The organism is Ruegeria sp. AD5, from assembly GCF_056542345.1.
Genome location: NZ_JBQFZR010000002.1, coordinates 615,201 through 634,127 on the forward strand (window position 1 = coordinate 615,201; position 18,927 = coordinate 634,127).

Genomic DNA, 18,927 nt, shown 5'->3' on the forward strand with positions numbered 1-18,927 from the left:
TGATTACTCCGCCCAATGTACGGTCATGCCGCTGAGCACGGCCGCGATCGGAGCTTCCTCGGGTGGCAGTGACATGGCACGATCCAGGGCATTCCGTTTAGTTTCTCCGAATATGACGAGATGCTTGGACAAAGCGCCGTCCAGAACCGGACCCGTCAGCGTGATACGCGCTTCGGGCTGCACGTCGGTCCGCGCTACCGCCAGTGTCGGGGCGTTGTTGTTCAGAGCAGCAGACAAGCCCTGCATCCCCGGAAAGAGCGAGGCGGTATGCATGTCCTCACCCATACCTAGCACCAGAACCGATAGCGGCAGATGCGGGTTAATCAGGCTTTCGATCTCGGGCAAAACCGCCTCAGGCTCATGTTCCGCAACATAGAGCGGCATGTATTGTGCAATGGATGCGCGACTGGTCAGCAACCGTTCCCGGATCAACCTCTCGTTCGAACGCTCGTGATCACCCGGCACGCATCTTTCATCGGTCGGCAGTATGTGCACACGATTCCATTCCAGATCAGCAGCGCACAATCCATCAAAGATCGGCCCCGGTGTGGTTCCGCCCGGAACAGCCAACGAGACAGTATCATGATGTAGCAATGCGGCCTCAAGATCTCCGGCCAATGCATTCGCGACATCAATCGCCAGCATGTCGCGATCGGCGTATTCTTTGATATTCATGGATTTATTCCTTGCCAGCGGCGGTGGTCTCGTTTCATCAGCAACTCGGCGTCGCCCGGGCCGGTGCTGCCGTTTTCATAGGGTTTGGGAACATCACCGCGCGCCTCCCAGCCCGCGATAATCGGATCGGTCCAGGCCCATGCGGCTTCTACTTCATCGCCGCGCATGAACAGGGTTTGGTTGCCGCGAATGACATCCATCACCAGCCGCTCATAAGCGTCGGGTGGATCCTGGTTTTCAGGCCCAAGCGCTTCGGCAAAGCTCATGTCCAGCGGAACGTCAACCAGACGCATGCCTCCCTGCCCCGGCTCTTTAATTGTCACTTTCAAAGTGATGCCTTCATTGGGCTGCAACCGGATCGACAGGGCATTCGCATGACGCCCGGCCTCTTCGCCAAAAATCGAATGCGGAGCATCCTTGAACATCACATTGATGACCGAGGACCGCGCCACCAGCTCTTTGCCCGTGCGCAGATAGAACGGTGTACCCGCCCAACGCCAATTGCTGATATGTGCGCGCAATGCGATGTAGCTTTCCGTCGTCGTCCTTTGATTGCCGACAACTTCACGATACCCCCGGCCATCGGCACCGCCTGCAAACTGACCTCGTACGATATGGTGCGGCTCAACCGAATCCAACGCGCGTATGACCTTGAGTTTCTCATCGCGCACCGCGTCCGGGTCAAATTTTGCGGGTGGTTCCATCGCGATCAGACACAAAAGCTGCATCAGATGGTTCTGCATCATGTCGCGCATGGCGCCGGCGCGCTCGTAATATTCTTCACGACCGTCAATGCCGACGGTCTCGGCCACAGTGATCTGAATGTGATCGACATACTGGCTGTTCCAAAGCGGTTCGAACAGCATGTTGCCGAACCGAACGGCCATCAGATTCTGAACGGTTTCCTTACCCAGATAATGATCGATCCTATAGATTTGCCCTTCGTCAAAATGCGCCGCCAGTGTCGCATTCAACGCGCGTGCACTTTCCAGATCGTGCCCAAAAGGCTTTTCGACGACGATACGGGTTTGCGGGGTGGCCAGATTGTGCGCCCTGATTTGTTCGGCCAGCGGGCCAAACAAACGGGGGCCTACCGAGAAATAGAAGGCCCTGATACGATCCGCATTCAGCATTTCGGCCAACTGGGCCCAACCATCTTCGGACAAAGCGTCAAGCGGGACATACTCCACGCGCTGAAGAAAACCGTTCACAGCCTCCTGATCTTTTGCCCGCTTCGGTGCGTGCTGGCGCAACGATTCGGCCACCATCTCGCGAAAGCCATCAACGGTCAGAGCGCCCCGCGCTGCGCCGATGATCCGGGTGGCCTCGGGCCACTGCCCGGCGCAGTAACGCCGAAACAGGGCCGGAACGATCTTGCGCTGTGCCAGATCGCCGGTTCCGCCGAATATGACCAGATCAAATGGGTCAACAGGTATGACACGAGAAACCATGGCTTTTCCTTACCTTGCCGCTTGGGGCATGTCCAATGTTAGCGCAACCAATCAGCAACTTTCTTCCCACATCAAAACTCTGTCAGCGAGGGGTAGATACTCTTAACTAAACCGGCACAAACGGTTAAGTCGGTTTGGCACAAGCACAGAACCGGATGCCGGAATGAAAGACAACGCCCTACAGGCTGCGAATATCGGGAAGTTTCAGAACAGTTTAGTGACAGCAGACGGGCAAACGCGCGCGTCCGTCGCGCTGACTCATCCCGAAACCCTTTGGTTCAACACCGGAACGCTGTGCAACATCGAGTGCGTAAACTGCTATATCGCCAGCAGCCCAACCAACGATGCTCTGGTTTACATCACCGCCGACGAAGTCCGCGACTATCTGGATCAGATCGAACAGCGCCAATGGCCGGTCCGCGAGATAGGCTTTACAGGTGGTGAGCCCTTCATGAACCCCGAGATGATCGAGATGACGCGCGTCGCGCTAGAGCGCGGGTACGAAGTTTTGATCCTGACCAATGCAATGCGGCCGATGATGCGCCGCAAAATGCGCGAAAGTTTGCTGGAATTACAGCGCGACTACGCAGAAAAACTGACGCTGCGTGTCTCCGTCGACCACTACCGCCCCGATCTGCATGACGAAGAACGCGGCAAAGGCAGTTTTGCCAAAACTCTGACGGGGATGCAGTGGTTGCGGGATAACGGCTTTAGGATGGCCATTGCCGGGCGCACAGTCTGGGGGGATAGCGACGCTGAAAGCCGCGCGGGGTATGCAGCATTCTTTGCCAAGCACGGCTTTGACATTGATGCTCAAAATCCGGGCCAAACAGTTTTGTTTCCCGAGATGGACGAAACAGTTGAAGTTCCTGAAATTACAGCCGCTTGCTGGGGCATCCTGGACAAATCCCCCGATGCGGTGATGTGCGCCAGCTCGCGTATGGTCGTCAAACGCAAAGGCGCCGAGCGCCCGGTAGTGCTGGCCTGTACGCTGCTGCCTTATTCACCGGAGTTTGAATTGGGCGAAACCCTTGAAGAGGCCGAGGCCGACGTGCATCTGAACCACCCGCACTGCGCCAAATTCTGTGTATTGGGCGGCGCGAGTTGTTCGGCCTGAGGGCTAGTTCACCCGAAACTCACCCACCATGTTGCGCCATTCCCCAGGCGCGATCATTTTACGGTGCGTGAACCTGACCGAGTGCAGCGGACCTTCAATCTCTTTCTGCCAGAATTCTACGAATTCGAACAGCTTCGGATGGTCCGGAGCAAGGTCGTAATCCTGCCAAATAAACGTGTTCAGTACGTGAATATAGTCGGGCATGTGGTAGAAAAATTCCGCCGTGGTCAGCCCGTACCCCTTAAGCATGAGTTCAGTTTCACTTTGCGCCATGCAGACCTCCAATCTTGTTACAAGGTCTACTCAGAGTAACACGGAACTGTCCTAATACTTAGATAACAATATGTTACTCAGGTGTTACCGACCTAATTTGGCCGGGGAACGGTTGCTTGCTTGCACCTTATATGCCGGGTCTGATAAAGTGTATCCACAAGATATAGATCAAGAACAAGACACGGGCAGCCTACGTGAGCGATACGCCAGAAATCCCTGAAAACATGGACGAAACCCCGCCCGAGCGCCCCGTTTATGACGGCCCGACGGTATCCATCGAATCCGAAATGCGCACGTCCTATCTGGACTATGCGATGTCGGTCATTGTCAGCCGTGCGATCCCCGATCTGCGCGATGGGCTGAAACCGGTGCATCGGCGTATTCTCTACGCGATGCATGAGACCGGGAACACTCATGACAAGTCCTATCGCAAGTCGGCCCGTCCGGTTGGCGACGTGATGGGTAAGTACCACCCGCATGGTGATAGTGCGATCTATGACGCGCTGGTGCGGATGGCGCAGGATTTCTCGATGTCGCTGCCGCTGCTTGATGGTCAGGGCAACTTTGGCTCAATGGACGGCGATAACCCGGCGGCGATGCGTTACACCGAAGTACGGATGGACAAGCCCGCCGCGTCCCTATTGGCCGATATCGAAAAAGAAACCGTCGATTTTCAGGACAACTATGACGGCAAAGACAAAGAGCCGACCGTCCTACCCGCCCGTTTCCCGAACATGCTGGTCAATGGTGCCGGTGGTATTGCCGTGGGTATGGCAACCAACATCCCACCGCATAACTTGGGCGAAGTGGTCGATGCCACGCTGGCGCTGATCGACGACCCGGATCTGACATCAGAGCAACTGATCGAGTATGTGCCCGGCCCCGACTTCCCGACTGGCGGTGTGATGCTGGGCCGCTCAGGTGCGCGCAAAGCGTACCTTGAAGGCCGTGGCAGCGTTATCATCCGCGCCAAGACCCGCGTAGAAGAGCTGCGCAAGGATCGGTACGCCATCGTTGTGGACGAGATCCCCTATCAGGTGAACAAAGCCTCGATGATCGAAAAGATCGCCGAAGCCGTGCGTGAAAAACGCATCGAAGGCGTCAGCCACGTACAGGACGAATCCGACCGCAATGGTGTGCGTGTCGTGGTCGAACTGAAACGCGATGCAACGCCCGAAGTGGTGCTGAACCAGCTCTACCGCTTCTCGCCGATGCAGACCTCATTTGGTTGCAACATGCTGGCGTTGAACGGTGGTCGACCCGAACAGCTGACCCTGCGCCGCTTCCTGACCTCGTTCATCGACTTCCGCGAAGATGTTGTTGCCCGCCGCACAGCCTATGACTTGCGCAAGGCGCGTGAGCGCAGTCACATCCTGTGTGGTCTGGCCGTGGCCGTTTCGAATGTTGACGAAGTGGTTGCCACGATCCGCTCGTCGGCAGACGCTGCTGAAGCGCGCGAGAAACTGATGACCCGCCGCTGGCCTGCATCCGAGATCGAAGGCTATCTACGCCTGATCGACGATCCGCTGTCCAAGATGAATGACGACGGCACCTATAACCTGACCGAGGTACAGGCCCGCGCCATTCTCGAACTGCGGCTGCAGCGTCTGACCCAACTGGGTGTCAAGGAAGTCACGGACGAACTGGAAGAACTGGCCGACAAGATCAAGGAATACTTGGATATTCTGTCTTCGCGTGAGCGCATCATGGGCATCATCGCCGATGAGCTACGCAGCGTGCGCGAGCAGTTCGCCGTCGACCGCCGCACCGAGATCGTTGACTGGTCCGGTGATATGGAAGACGAAGACCTGATCGAACGCGAAGATATGGTCGTGACTGTCACCTCAGGCGGCTACATCAAACGCACCCCTCTGGCCGATTTCCGGGCGCAAAAGCGTGGCGGCAAAGGCCTGTCGGGTATGCAGACCAAGGAAGAGGATGTTGTCACCAATCTCTTCGTGGCGAACACGCATACGCAACTGCTGTTCTTCACCACCGAAGGCATGGTCTACAAGCTCAAGACCTGGCGTCTGCCGCAATCCAGCCGGACCGGTAAGGGCAAGGCGATTGTCAACATCCTGCCGATCCCGACCGGCGTTTCGATCGCGGCGATCATGCCCGTAGATGTGCCGGATGAAGAGTGGGAGAACCTGCAAATCGTCTTCGCCACCAGTGCAGGTGACGTCCGCCGCAATCGTCTGTCAGATTTCACGAACGTTCGCCGCAATGGCAAGATCGCGATGAAACTGCCCGAGGATGTGGAACTGGTAAACGCCCGCATCTGTTCAGAAGATGAAGACGTGATGCTGGTCACCAATTCGGGCCGTGCGATCCGCTTCCGGACCACTGATGTGCGCGTTTTCAATTCGCGCGAATCTACCGGTGTGCGCGGCATCAGGCTGAGCAATGGCGACCGTGTCGTCTCGATGTCCGTAATTCGCCATTTCGAGGCCGACCCGGACGAGCGCGCCGCCTACCTCAAGATGCGCCGCGCAGTCGCGGGCATTGCGGATGACGGCGAAACGGACGAGGACGAAGCCGCGCCTGGCAGTATCACGCAGGAACGCTATGCCGAGATGTCGGCAGCCGAGAACCTGATCTTGACCATCACGTCGGGCGGCGCGGGCAAGCTGAGCTCCAGTCATGATTACCCGGTCCGCGGTCGCGGTGGCATGGGCGTTGCGGCGATGGACAAAGCCATGCGCGGCGGCGAACTGGTTGCCTCCTTCCCCGTAGAAATCGACGATCAGATCATGCTGGCTACCTCGAAGGGCCAATCGATCCGGGTGCCGGTCGAGGGCATCTCGTTCCGCTCCCGCAGCGCGGGTGGTGTGCGGGTATTCAACACCGGCAAAGGCGAAGAAGTCGTTAGTGTGGCCTGGATCGCCGACCAGGGTGACGAAGAAGCCGAGGAATAACAAAGCACTACAGAAGTGTAACAAAACGCCCGTATTGCGGGCGTTTTTGTTACTCAGGGTCACGTTCCTGCCAACGGCACGGGGCTGGGCTTGCCCCAGCAGACCCGGCGCGCCTAGCATTTCGATATGTGGTCATTCGCCCATATCCGACCTGCCTACAGCCGTGCTGAACGAATAAGTGACGGTGTTGTTCATGTGCTGGGTGTTTCTTCGGCGGTGATCGCAGCGCCTATGCTGATCATCATGACAGTCTTCTATCGGTCAGACCCGGCGGCGGTTTTGGGCGCCTCGATCTATGGAATAACTCTGGTTTTGATGCTGACGTTCTCGGCGCTCTACAACATGATCGAGCATGATGAGTGGGCAGAGTTTCTGCGCCGCCTTGATCACTCGGGTATCTACGTGAAGATCGCAGGAACTTATACGCCGTTCCTGCTGCTCTCGGCTTCGCAACCTCCGGGGCTTTTACTGGGGCTGTGGTCTTCTGCGACGCTGGGCTCTGTTCTGAAGATGATCGACCCGAACCGCTTCCGCTGGTTCGGGCTGGCGCTGTATCTTCTGATGGGATGGGCCGCGGTTTGGGCCGGACAATCCATGTTGGCCGAACTTTCACCCCTTACCCTTACTTTGATGATCGCCGGAGGCATCATCTATACCGCAGGCGTGGTATTCTACCTTCTGGACTGGCTGCCCTACCACAACACCGTCTGGCACGTATTTGTATTGGCAGGAAGCGGCCTTTTCTTCGCCGCTGTTGCCTTGCGTATCGAAATGGTACCGTCAGTACCAGTGTAACGCCGGAGCGCCACGAACACGCCTCAAAGCCCGTACAACGCCCCGAACTTCTGCTCCAGATAAGCCAACAGCGGCTCCGGCCCTGGTTCCACCCCACTGGCGCGCTGAATGATTTCGCGGGGCGCGTACAGTCCTCCATGCTGCTGCACATGCTCTCGAAGCCAACCGGTGGCCCTCGAGGTATCGCCAGCAGCCAACTGCCCCTCAAGTCCGGGAATTGCTGCGCGCAGTGCTTGATACAGGCATCCCGCGTAGACATTGCCCAGCGAATAGGTCGGGAAATAGCCAAACAGACCAACCGACCAATGCACATCCTGCAAACACCCGTTCGAGGGCTTGTCGACCGCATAACCAAAATCTGCTTTGAAGCGGTTGTTCCAGGCGGCTTCAAGGTCGCCGACCTGCAAGTCACCGGCCATCAGTGCGCGTTCCAAATCAAACCGTAGCATGATGTGCAGATTGTACTGCACCTCATCCGCCTCGGTCCGGATATAGCCGTTGTGGACGCGGTTGACGGTGGCATAGAACGCATCCGCATCGGCGATGCCAAAATCACCGAACGCCTCTTTCATCTGGTCAAACAGCCATCCGGTAAAGGCGCGCGAGCGGCCCAACTGGTTTTCGTAAATCCGGCTTTGGCTTTCATGCACACCCATCGACACACCACGTCCCAGCGGGGTCAGCAGGTAATCGCGGTCGATGCCCTGCTCATAGGCGGCGTGGCCAACCTCGTGAATGGTCGAGTAAAAGCAGTTGAACGGATCGGTCTCGCTGGTGCGGGTGGTGATCCGAACGTCCAGCCCGCTGCCCGAGCTGAACGGATGCACCGCTTTGTCGACGCGGCCATTGTTCAGGTCATAGCCGAATGTCGTGGCCAGTTTCTGCGTCAGGCGCATCTGGGTCAGTTCGTCAAAGTTGCCGGTCAGCGCGGCAGGTTCCGGGCGATCCAGAACGGCGGCGCGAAGAGCCACCAGACGTGGGCGCATTTCGTCAAAGATCGCGGCGATCTGAGAGCCGGTCGTGTAGGGCTCGTAATCCTCAACCATCGCATCATAAACGTCGCCACCCTGTGCCAGCGCTTCACCTTCTTGCCGTTTCAGCGAGACAACTTCTTCCAGCACCGGCAGGAAGGCTGAGACATCTTCGTCCGCTCGCGCCTGGGCCCATGTGCCCTGCGCGGCGGATGTCACGCGTGCAATCGCCGTCGCCAGATCGGCGGGCACCTTCACCGCGCGGTCATAGGCGCGGCGTATCTCACGCAGTTGTGCCTTGCCGACCTCATCTTGCGGTGCGGCCTGCTCCAACCATTCGGCAACGCGAGGGTCAGAGCGGCGAGCATGCAATACAGCCTCGATCGCTGCCATTTCCTCGGCCCGTTGCGGCGCGGCACCGCGCGGCATCACCGTTTCCTGGTCCCAGCCGAGCCTACCGGCAATCTGGCCCAGGGCCGAGGTTTCGCGCTGAAAGGCCATCAAGTCGTTGTATGCTGTCATGGGGTCATGCTCCGCGCACAGATGTTGCGATAGGGTAAGCTGTCAGGAAGCGGGCGCGCAGGATCAGGGTCCAGACGACCACGGCCATGAACTGGTGGAAAATGGCGATCTGCCAAGGTGCCGCATAGACGACTGTGATGATGCCCACGACCACTTGCAGTGACAAAGCTGCGAACATGGCGTTGAAGGCAAAGCGGGTCTGTGGGTGCGCGCTGCTGCCACCGCGCCGCCAGACTATGATGGCGAAAATAAAGAGCAGATAGCCGACGCAACGGTGGATAAACTGCACCAGACCGGGACTTTCAAAGAAGTTACGCCACATCGGTTCCAGCATGGTCGCATCGGGCGGCAGCAACTGACCGCCAATCAGGGGCCAGTCAGTGTAGGACCTCCCCGCGTCGATCCCGGCCACCAGCGCACCGATGAGGATTTGCAGGAAGGTGAAGTGCAGCAGTCCGGTCGATATCGAGAAAAGCTTAGCCTCTTTCGCGCGGCGGGCCTGCATCAGGTCACGTTCGTCACGGCCAAGTTCAAAGATGTACCAGGCAAGAAAGCCGAGGATCACGAAGGCCAAGCCAAGATGCGTTGCCAGACGATAGCTGGCAACGGCGGTCATGCCTTCACCCTGTGTGACGCCCGAGGTGACCATCCACCAGCCTACGGCACCCTGAACACCGCCAAGCAGGCCGGGGATCAGCAGCTTACCAGCCCATCCTGTCGGAATTTTGCGAGCCACAAGGAAACCGATAAATCCAACGGCCCAAACCAATCCTATCACGCGGCCCAACTGGCGATGGCCCCATTCCCACCAATAGATGGTTTTGAAATCATCCAGCTCCATCCATTGGTTCTGAATGCGCCACTGGTCAATCTGCTTGTATTTGTCGAATTCGGCTTGCCAGTCGGCGGCGTTCATCGGTGGGATAGCACCCGTAATAGGTCGCCATTCAGTGATCGATAGTCCACTGTCGGTCAGCCGCGTGAGCCCGCCCACGGCAATCATGATCACGACCAGCGCGAACAGGATCATCAACCAAACCCGGATCGCGGCCCGCGCACCGCCACGCCCCCGGTCGATCATACCGGGCTGGACGGCCTGTTGTTTTTCGCTGTCCGAGACCTCTTCGAAGATGCTGCGCTTACCGCTCATGCTGTCCTCATGTCCTGATTTCGTCGCAAGCTATGGTTTGGCGGAAGATAGGTCCAGCCTCAGCTTTTGTCTTTCCAGCGGACCATCTGCCGCATGATCCCGTGAAGCATCTGTACATCGGCCCGTGTCATCCGCATCCGCGACCAAAGATTGCGCAGGTTCACCTTCATTCCTTCGGCTTTTTCCGGCGGATAAAAGAACCCGGCCTGTTCCAGACGGTCCTCATAATGCTCGACCAACTTTTCAACCTCGATCCCGGTCGCCCAATCGCCCTTGCCCAGATCAGTTGCCTCATGCACGACATCCCCGGTCTGGCGCATCCATTCGTAGGCGGTCAGCAGAACGCACTGCCCGAGGTTCAACGACGCATATTCAGGATTCACCGGCACCGAGATAATCGCATTGGCCTTGGCGATATCCTCATTCTCAAGCCCTGCCCGTTCCGGGCCAAACAGAACAGCGACCTTTTCGCCCGCCGCCACTTTCTGCGATGCAAGCTGCATTGCGCGCTCTGGGCTATAGACAGGCTTGGTCAACCCACGTTGCCGCGCTGTGGTGGCGAAGACAAAGGTGGTGTCCTCCAGCGCGCCCGCCAGATCGTCAAATAACTGCGCCTCATCCAAAAGCCGCCCGGCCCCGCTGGACATCGCCACCGCCTTGGGGTTGGGCCAGCCGTCGCGCGGTGCCACGATCCGCATCCGATCCAGCCCAAAGTTCCACATCGCCCGCGCGGCAGCACCGATGTTCTCACCCATCTGAGGGCGCACCAGAACAAAAGACGGCTGTGATGTATCGCTGGGCATGGCTAACTCCGAAAAACTCCGCTTGCTCTAATGGCCGCTTGGGTCGAGGGCAAGTCGGCCCGGCGTCTTCTGTTCGCAAAAGGGTACGTAGCCGGCATAAAAGTTTGCTTCCCCCGCGCAATCCGCTAAACCGCGCGAAAGATGACAAACCCGAAGGACGCGCCATGGACACCCCCGAGCAGCCGCAGATTTACCTGATCACGCCTCCGACCATCGCGCTAAGTACATTCCCTGATCAATTGGGTCACGTATTGGACGGGGCTGAAATTGCATGTATCCGCCTCGCCTTGGCTGGAAGCGACGAAGATACCATCGCGCGCGCCGCCGATGCTTGCCGCGAAGTTGCGCATGCGCGCGATGTGGCCATCGTGATTTCCAACCATGTATTGCTGGCGCAGCGGTTGGGTCTGGACGGGGTGCATCTGGATGACAGCGCGCGGTCTGTCAGGGCAGCCCGTAAGGAGCTAGGCGCGGATGCGATTGTCGGCAGTTTTTGCGGGTCTTCCAGCCATGACGGGATGACTGCTGGTGAAAGTGGCGCGGATTACGTGGCCTTTGGCCCGGTTGGTTCCGCCACGCTGGGCGATGGTACTCAGGCCGAAAAGGACCTGTTCCAATGGTGGTCCGAAATGATCGAGGTTCCCGTCGTGGCCGAGGGCGGCCTGACGTCCGATCTGATCCGAGACCTCACCCCCTGCACCGATTTCTTCGGCATCGGAGAGGAAATCTGGTCGCAAGATAACCCGTTGGAGGCGCTGAACTCTCTGATTGCCGCAATGCGCTGAGGGATGCGAGCGTTAACCCTTGCACCCGCGTCGGGGCTGCGGCATGACACAAGGCATGAACAAGAACAGCGAAATTTTGTGCATCGGCTCGGTCCTTTGGGACGTGATCGGACGCTCGGCCAGCGCCATGCGACAGGGCTCGGATGTACCCGGCCGCATTACTCGCCTGCCGGGTGGCGTCGCCATGAACATCGCCATGACGCTGGTGCGGTTCGGAATGACCCCGACTTTGCTGACCGCAATTGGCCGCGACGCTGAAGGGGATGAACTGGTCCGGTCCTGCGCGTGTTTGGGGATGGTCACCGATCACATCTATCGCTCGCAAGACCTGCCAACCGACAGATATATGGCGGTTGAAGGAGCCAACGGGCTGATCGCCGCCATTGCCGACGCCCATTCGCTTGAAGCTGCCGGAGCCAAAATCCTGCGTCCCTTGATGCATGGTCCGCTGGGCTATGAAAATACACCATTCGAAGGGCCCATCGCGCTGGACGGTAACCTCACGCTGACCTTGCTTGAAGAGATCGCCCAAAGCCCCGCCTTTGCCAAAGCCGACCTGCGCGTCGCCCCGGCCTCGCCCGGCAAGGCAGAACGGCTGCTGCCCTTCCTCAAACACGCCCGTGCAACGCTCTATGTGAATCTCGAAGAGGCCGAACTGCTTTGCCAACGCGAGTTCACCGATTCCGAGAGCGCCGCCAAAGGCCTGCTGGACCGTGGCGCGTTGCGGGTTCTTGTGACCGATGGCGGCAACTCGGCCACCGTCGGGGATGCTGACGCCGTCTTGACCCAAACACCCCCTTCCGTTCTGGTCACCCGCGTGACCGGCGCGGGTGACACTTTCATGGCCGCCCATATCGCCGCCGAGGCGAATGGTGCCGACAGCGACGCGGCACTCAGCCGCGCGCTGCGCGCCGCTGCAACCTATGTTTCCGGAGAAACCCCACTGTGATCACCATTCATTATTCTGCAGAGGTCCGCGCCGCCAAGGATGCGGGCCAACCGATCGTGGCATTGGAAAGCACCATCATCACCCATGGCATGCCCTACCCCCAGAACATCGAGGTCGCGGCACAGGTTGAACAAGACATCCGCGATGCGGGCGCCGTTCCAGCAACGATTGCCGTTATTGACGGAGTTTTGCACGTCGGCCTCGAAGCCGACCAGCTGAGCGCACTGGGTCAGGCGCAAGGCGTCGCCAAACTGTCACGCGCTGACATGGCCGCCTGCCTCGCCACAGGCGGCACCGGGGCCACCACCGTCGCCGCAACAATGATCGCCGCACATTATGCAGGCATCGAGGTCTTCGCCACCGGAGGCATCGGTGGGGTGCATCAGGGGGCCGAAACCTCCTTCGACATCTCCGCTGACCTGCACGAGCTCGCGCAGACCCCGGTGACTGTGGTCGCGGCCGGGGCCAAAGCCATCCTCGACCTCGCCAAAACGCTTGAAGTTTTGGAAACGCTCGGCGTCCCCGTCATCGCCCACGGACAGGACGAGTTCCCGGCCTTCTGGTCCGCAAAATCACCCTTGGCAGCCCCGCTGCGCATGGATGATGCCGCTGACATAGCAAAAGCCCACGCAACACGGCGTGCGTTGGGGCTGCCGGGTGGTCAGTTGGTCGCTAACCCGATCCCGCAAGCCGACCAGATCCCGTCCGAGGAACTGGCCCCGATCATCGCCTCTGCCCAGGCAGACGCCGAGGCGCACCGCATCACCGGCAAAGGCGTCACGCCTTATCTGCTGCAGCGTATCTATGAACAGACCGCGGGCCGTTCGCTTACTGCCAACATCGCATTGGTACGCAACAACGCCCGACTGGCAGCGGTCATCGCGCGTGCGCTGATAGAATCAGCCCACTGACCCCAGCTATTGCACCAAGCGCCCGGACTGCTTACCTAATTCCGCAAACCACTCAGGACCGCAATGAACACTCCGTTTGACGAAGAACCCCACCGACGCCCCGGCCTGTTCTCCCGGCTACGCGCGTCCTTTCTGACTGGTATCGTCGTCATTGCTCCGGTGTGGCTGACCATCTGGTTGATCTGGTCTGTGGTTGGCTGGATCGACAGCGCCGTCCTGCCACTGATCCCGCAACGGTTCCAACCCTCGGAATATGTCGGCATCAATCTGCGCGGCGTTGGCGTGGTCATATTCCTGCTGTTCACGATTATCGTCGGCTGGATCGCAAAGGGCATTCTGGGCCGTTCTCTGATCCATTTCGCCGAGAGTGTCGTCGACCGCATGCCCGTGGTCCGTTCGGTTTATTCCGGGATCAAGCAAATCTCGGAAACTGTGTTCGCCCAGACCGAGCGGTCTTTCGAAAAAGCCTGCCTGATCCAGTATCCGCGCCGGGGCATCTGGGCAATCGGCTTCGTCTCGACAACAGCGCGCGGTGAAGTGAGCGATCGCGCCGAAACCGGGGGCGAGCTGCTAAGCGTGTTTGTCCCGACAACTCCAAACCCCACATCCGGGTTCCTGTTGTTTTTCCCCGCAGAGGATGTGATCCTGCTGGATATGTCCATCGAGGATGCAGCCAAGCTGGTGATCTCAGCAGGTCTGGTTTACCCGAATGACAAAGACCCAACCCAGCCGCCTGAATAATCAACCAAACATTGCCGGCAAATCGACCGTGCTCCGCTGACCCAGATCGTCCTTATGCACGCTCAGAAACTGCTCCGCCGCATCGCGGCCGGACTGTTTCAACCGGTTCAGCACAACCGGGTTTGGCACGATCTTGGTGGCCGCTGAAAGGTCGTTCATCAAGGCGTCATCAGCGATCATATGCACCAGCACCCGGCTCATCTCACCAGCCTTCAGCTTGCCTTCGGCCAGAAGCCGTTGAACGAAATTGATCGCACGCAGCTCGCGAAACAACGATGAGTTAAAACTGATCTCATTGATCCGGTTCTGAATCTGCTGCGGTGTTTTAGGCACCTCATCGCGTTCCAGCGGGTTGATGTTCACAATCACCACATCATCTGGCAATTCCCCACCGAACAACGGATAAAGCGCCGGGTTTCCGGTATAGCCGCCATCCCAATACGCTTCGGTCCGCTCGGATTTCGGGTCATAGATTTCAACCGCTTGAAACAGGTTCGGCAAGCAGGCCGAGGCCAGAATCGCATCGGTCGAAATCTCCTCGCCTGTGAAAACGCGAATCTTGCCGCTGCGCACACAGGTGGCGCAGACAAACAGCGCGGGCCCTTCGTCTGCACAAATCTCATCAAAGTTGAACCGATCCACAACCGGGGTGAGCGGATTGCGATAAAACGGCCCATAGGCGTAAGGCGATACCAGCCGCGACCATGCTTCGGCCATCGAGAACGGAACGGAGTACTCCAACGCTTGTGCAACATGAGCAGGCTCAATGCCCCGCATCCAATGGGCAATTCGCATATCGCCGACGGCACCCATGCGTTTCCAAAGTCCATCCAGACACGCCCGCGCCCCGTCGCGCCCTGCATGCACCATCCCTGATTTGAACGCTGCCCCGTTCAGCGCGCCGGCCGAAGTCCCAGTGATCGCGGCAACCTCGATATCCTCTTCATCCAGCAATCGATCCAGTACACCCCAGGTAAACGCGCCATGCGCCCCACCGCCCTGCAATGCCAGATTAATCCGTTTCATGGTTCCGCCTCTTCATCTGGCCAGAAATACCTCGGGGGTATGGGGGCAGAGCCCCCATGGTCCTTCACAATGCCGTCCATCCCCCATCCACGGATATCGTCGTTCCTGTGATCTGTGCCGCTGCATCCGAGCACAAGAAGATCGTAGTTCCGCCCAGCTGCTCGACCGTGGCAAACTCCTTCGACGGCTGCCGCTCCAGCAGGATGTTCTTCACCACATCCTCACGGCTCATATTGTACTCTTTCATCGTGTTGGGAATTTGCGCCTCAACCAATGGAGTCAGTACGTATCCCGGACAAATAGCATTGCAGGTAATCGGCTCCTGCGCAGTCTCCAGCGCCACGGTCTTGCTCATCCCGACGACACCATGCTTTGCCGCGATATAAGCCGCCTTGTAGGGCGAGGCCGTCAGACCGTGAGCCGAGGCAATATTCACGATCCGCCCCCAGCCCGCCGCGCGCATCATCGGAAGCGCTGCCGCCATCGTATGAAAGACCGAATTCATGTTGATCGCGATGATCGCATCCCATTTGTCCGACGGAAACTGATCGATCGGAGCCACATGCTGAATGCCGGCGTTGTTCACCAGAATGTCACAAGCACCTGCCTGTTCGATCAGTGCACGGCATTCATCGCCCTTGGACATATCTGCCTTGATATAGCGCGCGTTGGTTCCCGTCTCTTTGCCAATCTCGGTGGCCAGCGCATGATCTTCATCACGGTCGGTGAACGAATTCAGCACCACATCCGCCCCGGCCTTCGCCAGCTCACGCGCGATGCCCAGCCCAATCCCCGAATTCGACCCCGTGACGACGGCTGTTTTGCCCGACAGACTCATGGCACTCTCCTTATGAGTTTTTGTTTCTCAAACACAGTGCCATGCTGCACCTGCAAAGAAAACGGGGAATGATCTGATCCGCGCACCCGCACGAGTTTTGCCAAAAAAAACGCCCGCACGAAGCGGGCGTTAAGTTATTGAGGCAGGTTTCATACAGGCAAGAAACCTATCGAGCAGTAGAACCTTTATAAGCAATTCCACGCCCTCGTCCAAGCTAAAAGTTTGATAATAAGAAAAATCATGGCTACGGTGAATCCCAAACAAAATAAGGCCAGAGCAGGATTGTTTCCAAAATGAGCCCCGATTATCTCCGCCCCCTTCGTCCCGCGATTGTGGGAATCACCTGTATTTTCGCCGCCTCAATGGCGTCAGCAGAATCGGCCCATGGCATAGCTATGTATGGTGACCCGGCCCTACCACCGGATTTTGTGTCGCTACCCTACGCAAATCCTGACGCGCCCAAGGGCGGCAAGGTCGTATTTGGCAATACCGGCGGCTATAACAGTCTGAACCCGTTTGTGCAAAAAGGCACCGCGCCGTGGCAGTTGCGATTTTGGACTCATGAAAGCCTGATGGGCCGCTCCTGGGACGAACCTTTCACTCTTTACGGGTTGTTAGCCGAATCAGTTGAGACAGATTCGGACCGAACTTGGGTCGAATTCACGCTGCGCAAAAATGCTGAATTCTCGGATGGATCGCCGGTCACTGTCGATGACGTGATCTGGTCGTATGAGACACTGGGCACCGAAGGCCACCTGCGATATCGCGGGCTGTGGGGCAAGATTGATAGCATTGAACAGACTGGACCGCGCAGCGTTCGGATCACCTTTAACGAACCGGATCGCGAACTGGCCCTGATCGCCGGAATGCGCCCGATCCTGCAAAAAGCGCAGTGGGAGGGAAAGTCGTTCGCTGACGCTCAACTACACGATATACCCATCGGTTCCGGACCATACGTAATCGATGACTATGAGGCTGGCCGCTATGTGAACCTGCGTCGCAATCCTGACTATTGGGGTGCCGATATCCCCTACCGCAAGGGCACGATGAATCTGGATGACATGCGGATTGAGTTCTACGGCGACGGTACAGTCGCGTTTGAAGCGTTCAAAGCTGGTGAGCTTTCGGCCGTTCGTGAATTCAACGCGGATAAATGGAACACGCAGTACAACTTCCCAGCGGTTCAGCGCGGTGATGTTGTGAAGACGGAAATTCCCCACCAAAAACCATCAGGCATGACCGGCTTTGTCATGAACACACGCAAGGTGCCATTCGATGACTGGCGCGTACGCGAGGCGCTGACGCTGGCCTTCAACTTCGAGTTCATCAACGACACCATTACAGGCGGCGCGCAGCCCAGGATCACCTCCTATTTCTCGGGTTCGGAATTGGGGATGCAACCCGGACCGGCCACTGGTCGTGTCGAGGAATTGCTTCAACCTTACGCCGCCGAGTTGGCACCGGGCACGCTGGATGGATATGAATTGCCTCAAAGCGATGGAACCGAACGCAACCGTCGAAATATCCGCAAAGCGCTTAAACTGCTGGAAGAGGCCGGATGGACAATTCAGGACGGCCAGCTTCGCAACGCCAGCGGTGAGCCGTTTGTGATTGATCTGGTCATCAGCCAGGGCAGCCTGAATGTGGTGCAGGATGTCGGCGTGATCGCGGAAATCTACGCCCGCGCCCTCGAACGCCTGGGTATCCAGTTGACAGTCGAGAAAGTAGATGACGCGCAATATACTTCACGCATCGATGCGCAAGATTTTGACATGACCCCGTTCCGTCGAGCGCTGTCGCTCTCGCCAGGCAACGAACAACGTCTGTATTGGGGCAGCGAAAACGCAAATGCTCCCGGGACGCGGAATGTTATGGGCCTGACCTCGCCCGCCGTGGACGGGCTGATCGACGCGATGCTGGCCTCGGAAAGCCACGAGGATTTTGTTGCGGCAACGCGCGCGCTGGATCGTGTTCTGACAGCGGGTCGCTATGTCATTCCTATCTGGAGCTTTGATGTCGGCCGTATCGCCCATGTCAAAGAGCTGAAACAACCCGACACTCTGCCAATTTATGGCGATGGGCCAGAATATATGCCACAGGTCTGGTGGTTTCAGGATTGACGAGTCCTTTCTATTTCCATATTTCATGAATTATGGAAATAGAGATTCATGACAGGCTGAACGCACTCGCACATCCCAAGCGGCTGGATCTGTTCCGGCTGTTGATGCGTCGCTATCCAGATTCCGTTGCTGCGGGTCAGATAGCTGAGGCTTTAGCGCTGAAACCCAATACTGCGTCAACCTACCTGAATGCATTGAAATCCGCCGGGCTGATCCAGCAGTCGCGCAGCGGGACATCATTGCAATATGCCGCCAACTTACCAGCGGTGCGCGGGCTGTTTGATGAGTTGCTGGGCGGTTGCTGTCAAAATCGTCCTGATTTGTGCATGCAACCCTCGGATGACCCCGTTATGGCGTCCCCTGACCGCGTCATGAATGCGCTTTTCCTCTGCACCGGAAACTCGGCCCGTTCGATCATGGCGGAAGCCATCCTAAACAATGAAGGTAACGGCTTGTTTCGCGCTTATTCGGCAGGAACGGCACCATCGGACGGACCAAATTCAATCGTTTTGGAACTCTTGAAGCAAAAAGACTACGACACGACCTCGCTCCGCTCAAAATCACTGGAAGAATTTGCCGCTGCTGATGCCCCAAAGATGGATTTTGTCTTTACCGTCTGCGACCACGCGGCGAACGAGGCCTGCCCCGCTTGGCCAGGACAACCGATAAGCGCGCATTGGGGTCTGCCCGATCCGGTCAAAGTTGAAGGAACCGACGCGCAAAAGCAGCTGGCATTCCAGCAGGCCTACGGATTGCTGCGCAACCGTATCACCGCCTTTGCAAGCCTCCCGTTCGAAACGCTCGACCGCATCTCACTACAGCACAAGGTGGATGATATCGGTCGAATGGCCGAATAGTCCTCGATCAATCCAAGGATACCCC

Annotated in this window: 17 protein-coding genes; 9 read left to right on the top strand and 8 right to left on the bottom strand. The window is 58.0% G+C overall.

Annotated elements, in window-relative coordinates:
• Nucleotides 1-3: 3 nt before the first annotated feature.
• A complete protein-coding gene (gene pgl / locus ACR0JG_RS11630; RefSeq protein ID WP_480569876.1) occupies nucleotides 4-675 on the bottom strand; it encodes a 6-phosphogluconolactonase in 672 nt (223 codons plus the stop codon).
• The gene (zwf, locus tag ACR0JG_RS11635) at nucleotides 672-2,126 is read right to left on the bottom strand and encodes a glucose-6-phosphate dehydrogenase (RefSeq protein ID WP_170396935.1); all 1,455 of its coding nucleotides are present in this window, start codon (nucleotides 2,124-2,126) and stop codon (nucleotides 672-674) included. Before zwf ends, pgl begins: the two co-directional genes overlap by 4 nt.
• Before the next feature lie 163 nt (nucleotides 2,127-2,289).
• Here zwf and ACR0JG_RS11640 point away from each other — a divergent pair, with 163 nt between their 5' ends.
• On the top strand, nucleotides 2,290-3,243 hold the full coding sequence (locus ACR0JG_RS11640; RefSeq protein WP_480569879.1) for a radical SAM protein: 954 nt from the start codon (nucleotides 2,290-2,292) through the stop codon (nucleotides 3,241-3,243).
• A gap of 3 nt (nucleotides 3,244-3,246) precedes the next feature.
• On the opposite strand, the gene ACR0JG_RS11645 is transcribed toward ACR0JG_RS11640, so the two are convergent.
• Nucleotides 3,247-3,516, bottom strand: a complete 270-nt coding sequence (locus tag ACR0JG_RS11645) for an usg protein (protein WP_039535770.1) — start codon at nucleotides 3,514-3,516, stop codon at nucleotides 3,247-3,249.
• A 194-nt stretch (nucleotides 3,517-3,710) separates the two neighbouring features.
• Between ACR0JG_RS11645 and gyrA the strand changes: the two genes are divergently transcribed.
• Both gyrA and trhA read left to right on the top strand, forming a co-directional pair.
• Nucleotides 3,711-6,434, top strand: a complete 2,724-nt coding sequence (gene gyrA / locus ACR0JG_RS11650) for a DNA gyrase subunit A (RefSeq protein ID WP_170396932.1) — start codon at nucleotides 3,711-3,713, stop codon at nucleotides 6,432-6,434.
• Between the two features lie 126 nt (nucleotides 6,435-6,560).
• Nucleotides 6,561-7,229: a PAQR family membrane homeostasis protein TrhA gene (gene trhA, locus ACR0JG_RS11655; RefSeq protein ID WP_480569882.1), complete on the top strand. Its 669-nt coding sequence runs from the start codon at nucleotides 6,561-6,563 to the stop codon at nucleotides 7,227-7,229.
• 23 nt (nucleotides 7,230-7,252) lie between these two features.
• Here trhA and ACR0JG_RS11660 read toward each other — a convergent pair whose 3' ends face one another.
• The 3 genes from ACR0JG_RS11660 to ACR0JG_RS11670 are packed head-to-tail and all read right to left on the bottom strand — an operon-like array spanning nucleotide 7,253 to nucleotide 10,675.
• Nucleotides 7,253-8,722: a carboxypeptidase M32 gene (locus tag ACR0JG_RS11660; protein WP_480569885.1), complete on the bottom strand. Its 1,470-nt coding sequence runs from the start codon at nucleotides 8,720-8,722 to the stop codon at nucleotides 7,253-7,255.
• Nucleotides 8,723-8,726: 4 nt separating this feature from the next.
• On the bottom strand, nucleotides 8,727-9,872 hold the full coding sequence (ctaA, locus tag ACR0JG_RS11665; RefSeq protein WP_480569888.1) for a heme A synthase: 1,146 nt from the start codon (nucleotides 9,870-9,872) through the stop codon (nucleotides 8,727-8,729).
• A gap of 59 nt (nucleotides 9,873-9,931) precedes the next feature.
• Nucleotides 9,932-10,675 (bottom strand): RNA methyltransferase, encoded by a 744-nt coding sequence (locus tag ACR0JG_RS11670; protein ID WP_170396917.1) that lies wholly within the window; start codon nucleotides 10,673-10,675, stop codon nucleotides 9,932-9,934.
• Between the two features lie 164 nt (nucleotides 10,676-10,839).
• Between ACR0JG_RS11670 and ACR0JG_RS11675 the strand changes: the two genes are divergently transcribed.
• From ACR0JG_RS11675 to ACR0JG_RS11690, 4 genes are all read left to right on the top strand, one after another.
• Nucleotides 10,840-11,460 (top strand): thiamine phosphate synthase, encoded by a 621-nt coding sequence (locus tag ACR0JG_RS11675; protein ID WP_480569891.1) that lies wholly within the window; start codon nucleotides 10,840-10,842, stop codon nucleotides 11,458-11,460.
• Between the two features lie 55 nt (nucleotides 11,461-11,515).
• Nucleotides 11,516-12,409: a PfkB family carbohydrate kinase gene (locus ACR0JG_RS11680; protein ID WP_480569894.1), complete on the top strand. Its 894-nt coding sequence runs from the start codon at nucleotides 11,516-11,518 to the stop codon at nucleotides 12,407-12,409.
• Nucleotides 12,406-13,320 carry a pseudouridine-5'-phosphate glycosidase gene (locus ACR0JG_RS11685; protein ID WP_480569897.1) on the top strand — a complete coding sequence of 305 codons (915 nt, stop codon included), beginning with the start codon at nucleotides 12,406-12,408 and terminating at the stop codon, nucleotides 13,318-13,320. Before ACR0JG_RS11680 ends, ACR0JG_RS11685 begins: the two co-directional genes overlap by 4 nt.
• Before the next feature lie 63 nt (nucleotides 13,321-13,383).
• Nucleotides 13,384-14,061: a DUF502 domain-containing protein gene (locus ACR0JG_RS11690; protein WP_170396909.1), complete on the top strand. Its 678-nt coding sequence runs from the start codon at nucleotides 13,384-13,386 to the stop codon at nucleotides 14,059-14,061.
• Here the strand turns inward: ACR0JG_RS11690 and ACR0JG_RS11695 are convergent, their stop codons facing one another.
• Together ACR0JG_RS11695 and ACR0JG_RS11700 are read right to left on the bottom strand one after the other, a co-directional pair.
• Nucleotides 14,062-15,087, bottom strand: a complete 1,026-nt coding sequence (locus ACR0JG_RS11695) for a patatin-like phospholipase family protein (protein WP_480569900.1) — start codon at nucleotides 15,085-15,087, stop codon at nucleotides 14,062-14,064.
• Nucleotides 15,088-15,151: 64 nt separating this feature from the next.
• Nucleotides 15,152-15,925, bottom strand: a complete 774-nt coding sequence (locus ACR0JG_RS11700; protein WP_170421879.1) for a 3-hydroxybutyrate dehydrogenase — start codon at nucleotides 15,923-15,925, stop codon at nucleotides 15,152-15,154.
• Nucleotides 15,926-16,218: 293 nt separating this feature from the next.
• Here ACR0JG_RS11700 and ACR0JG_RS11705 point away from each other — a divergent pair, with 293 nt between their 5' ends.
• Nucleotides 16,219-18,045 (top strand): extracellular solute-binding protein, encoded by a 1,827-nt coding sequence (locus tag ACR0JG_RS11705; RefSeq protein ID WP_480569904.1) that lies wholly within the window; start codon nucleotides 16,219-16,221, stop codon nucleotides 18,043-18,045.
• Nucleotides 18,046-18,077: 32 nt separating this feature from the next.
• Nucleotides 18,078-18,902: an arsenate reductase/protein-tyrosine-phosphatase family protein gene (locus ACR0JG_RS11710; RefSeq protein WP_170421885.1), complete on the top strand. Its 825-nt coding sequence runs from the start codon at nucleotides 18,078-18,080 to the stop codon at nucleotides 18,900-18,902.
• Nucleotides 18,903-18,927: the final 25 nt, after the last annotated feature.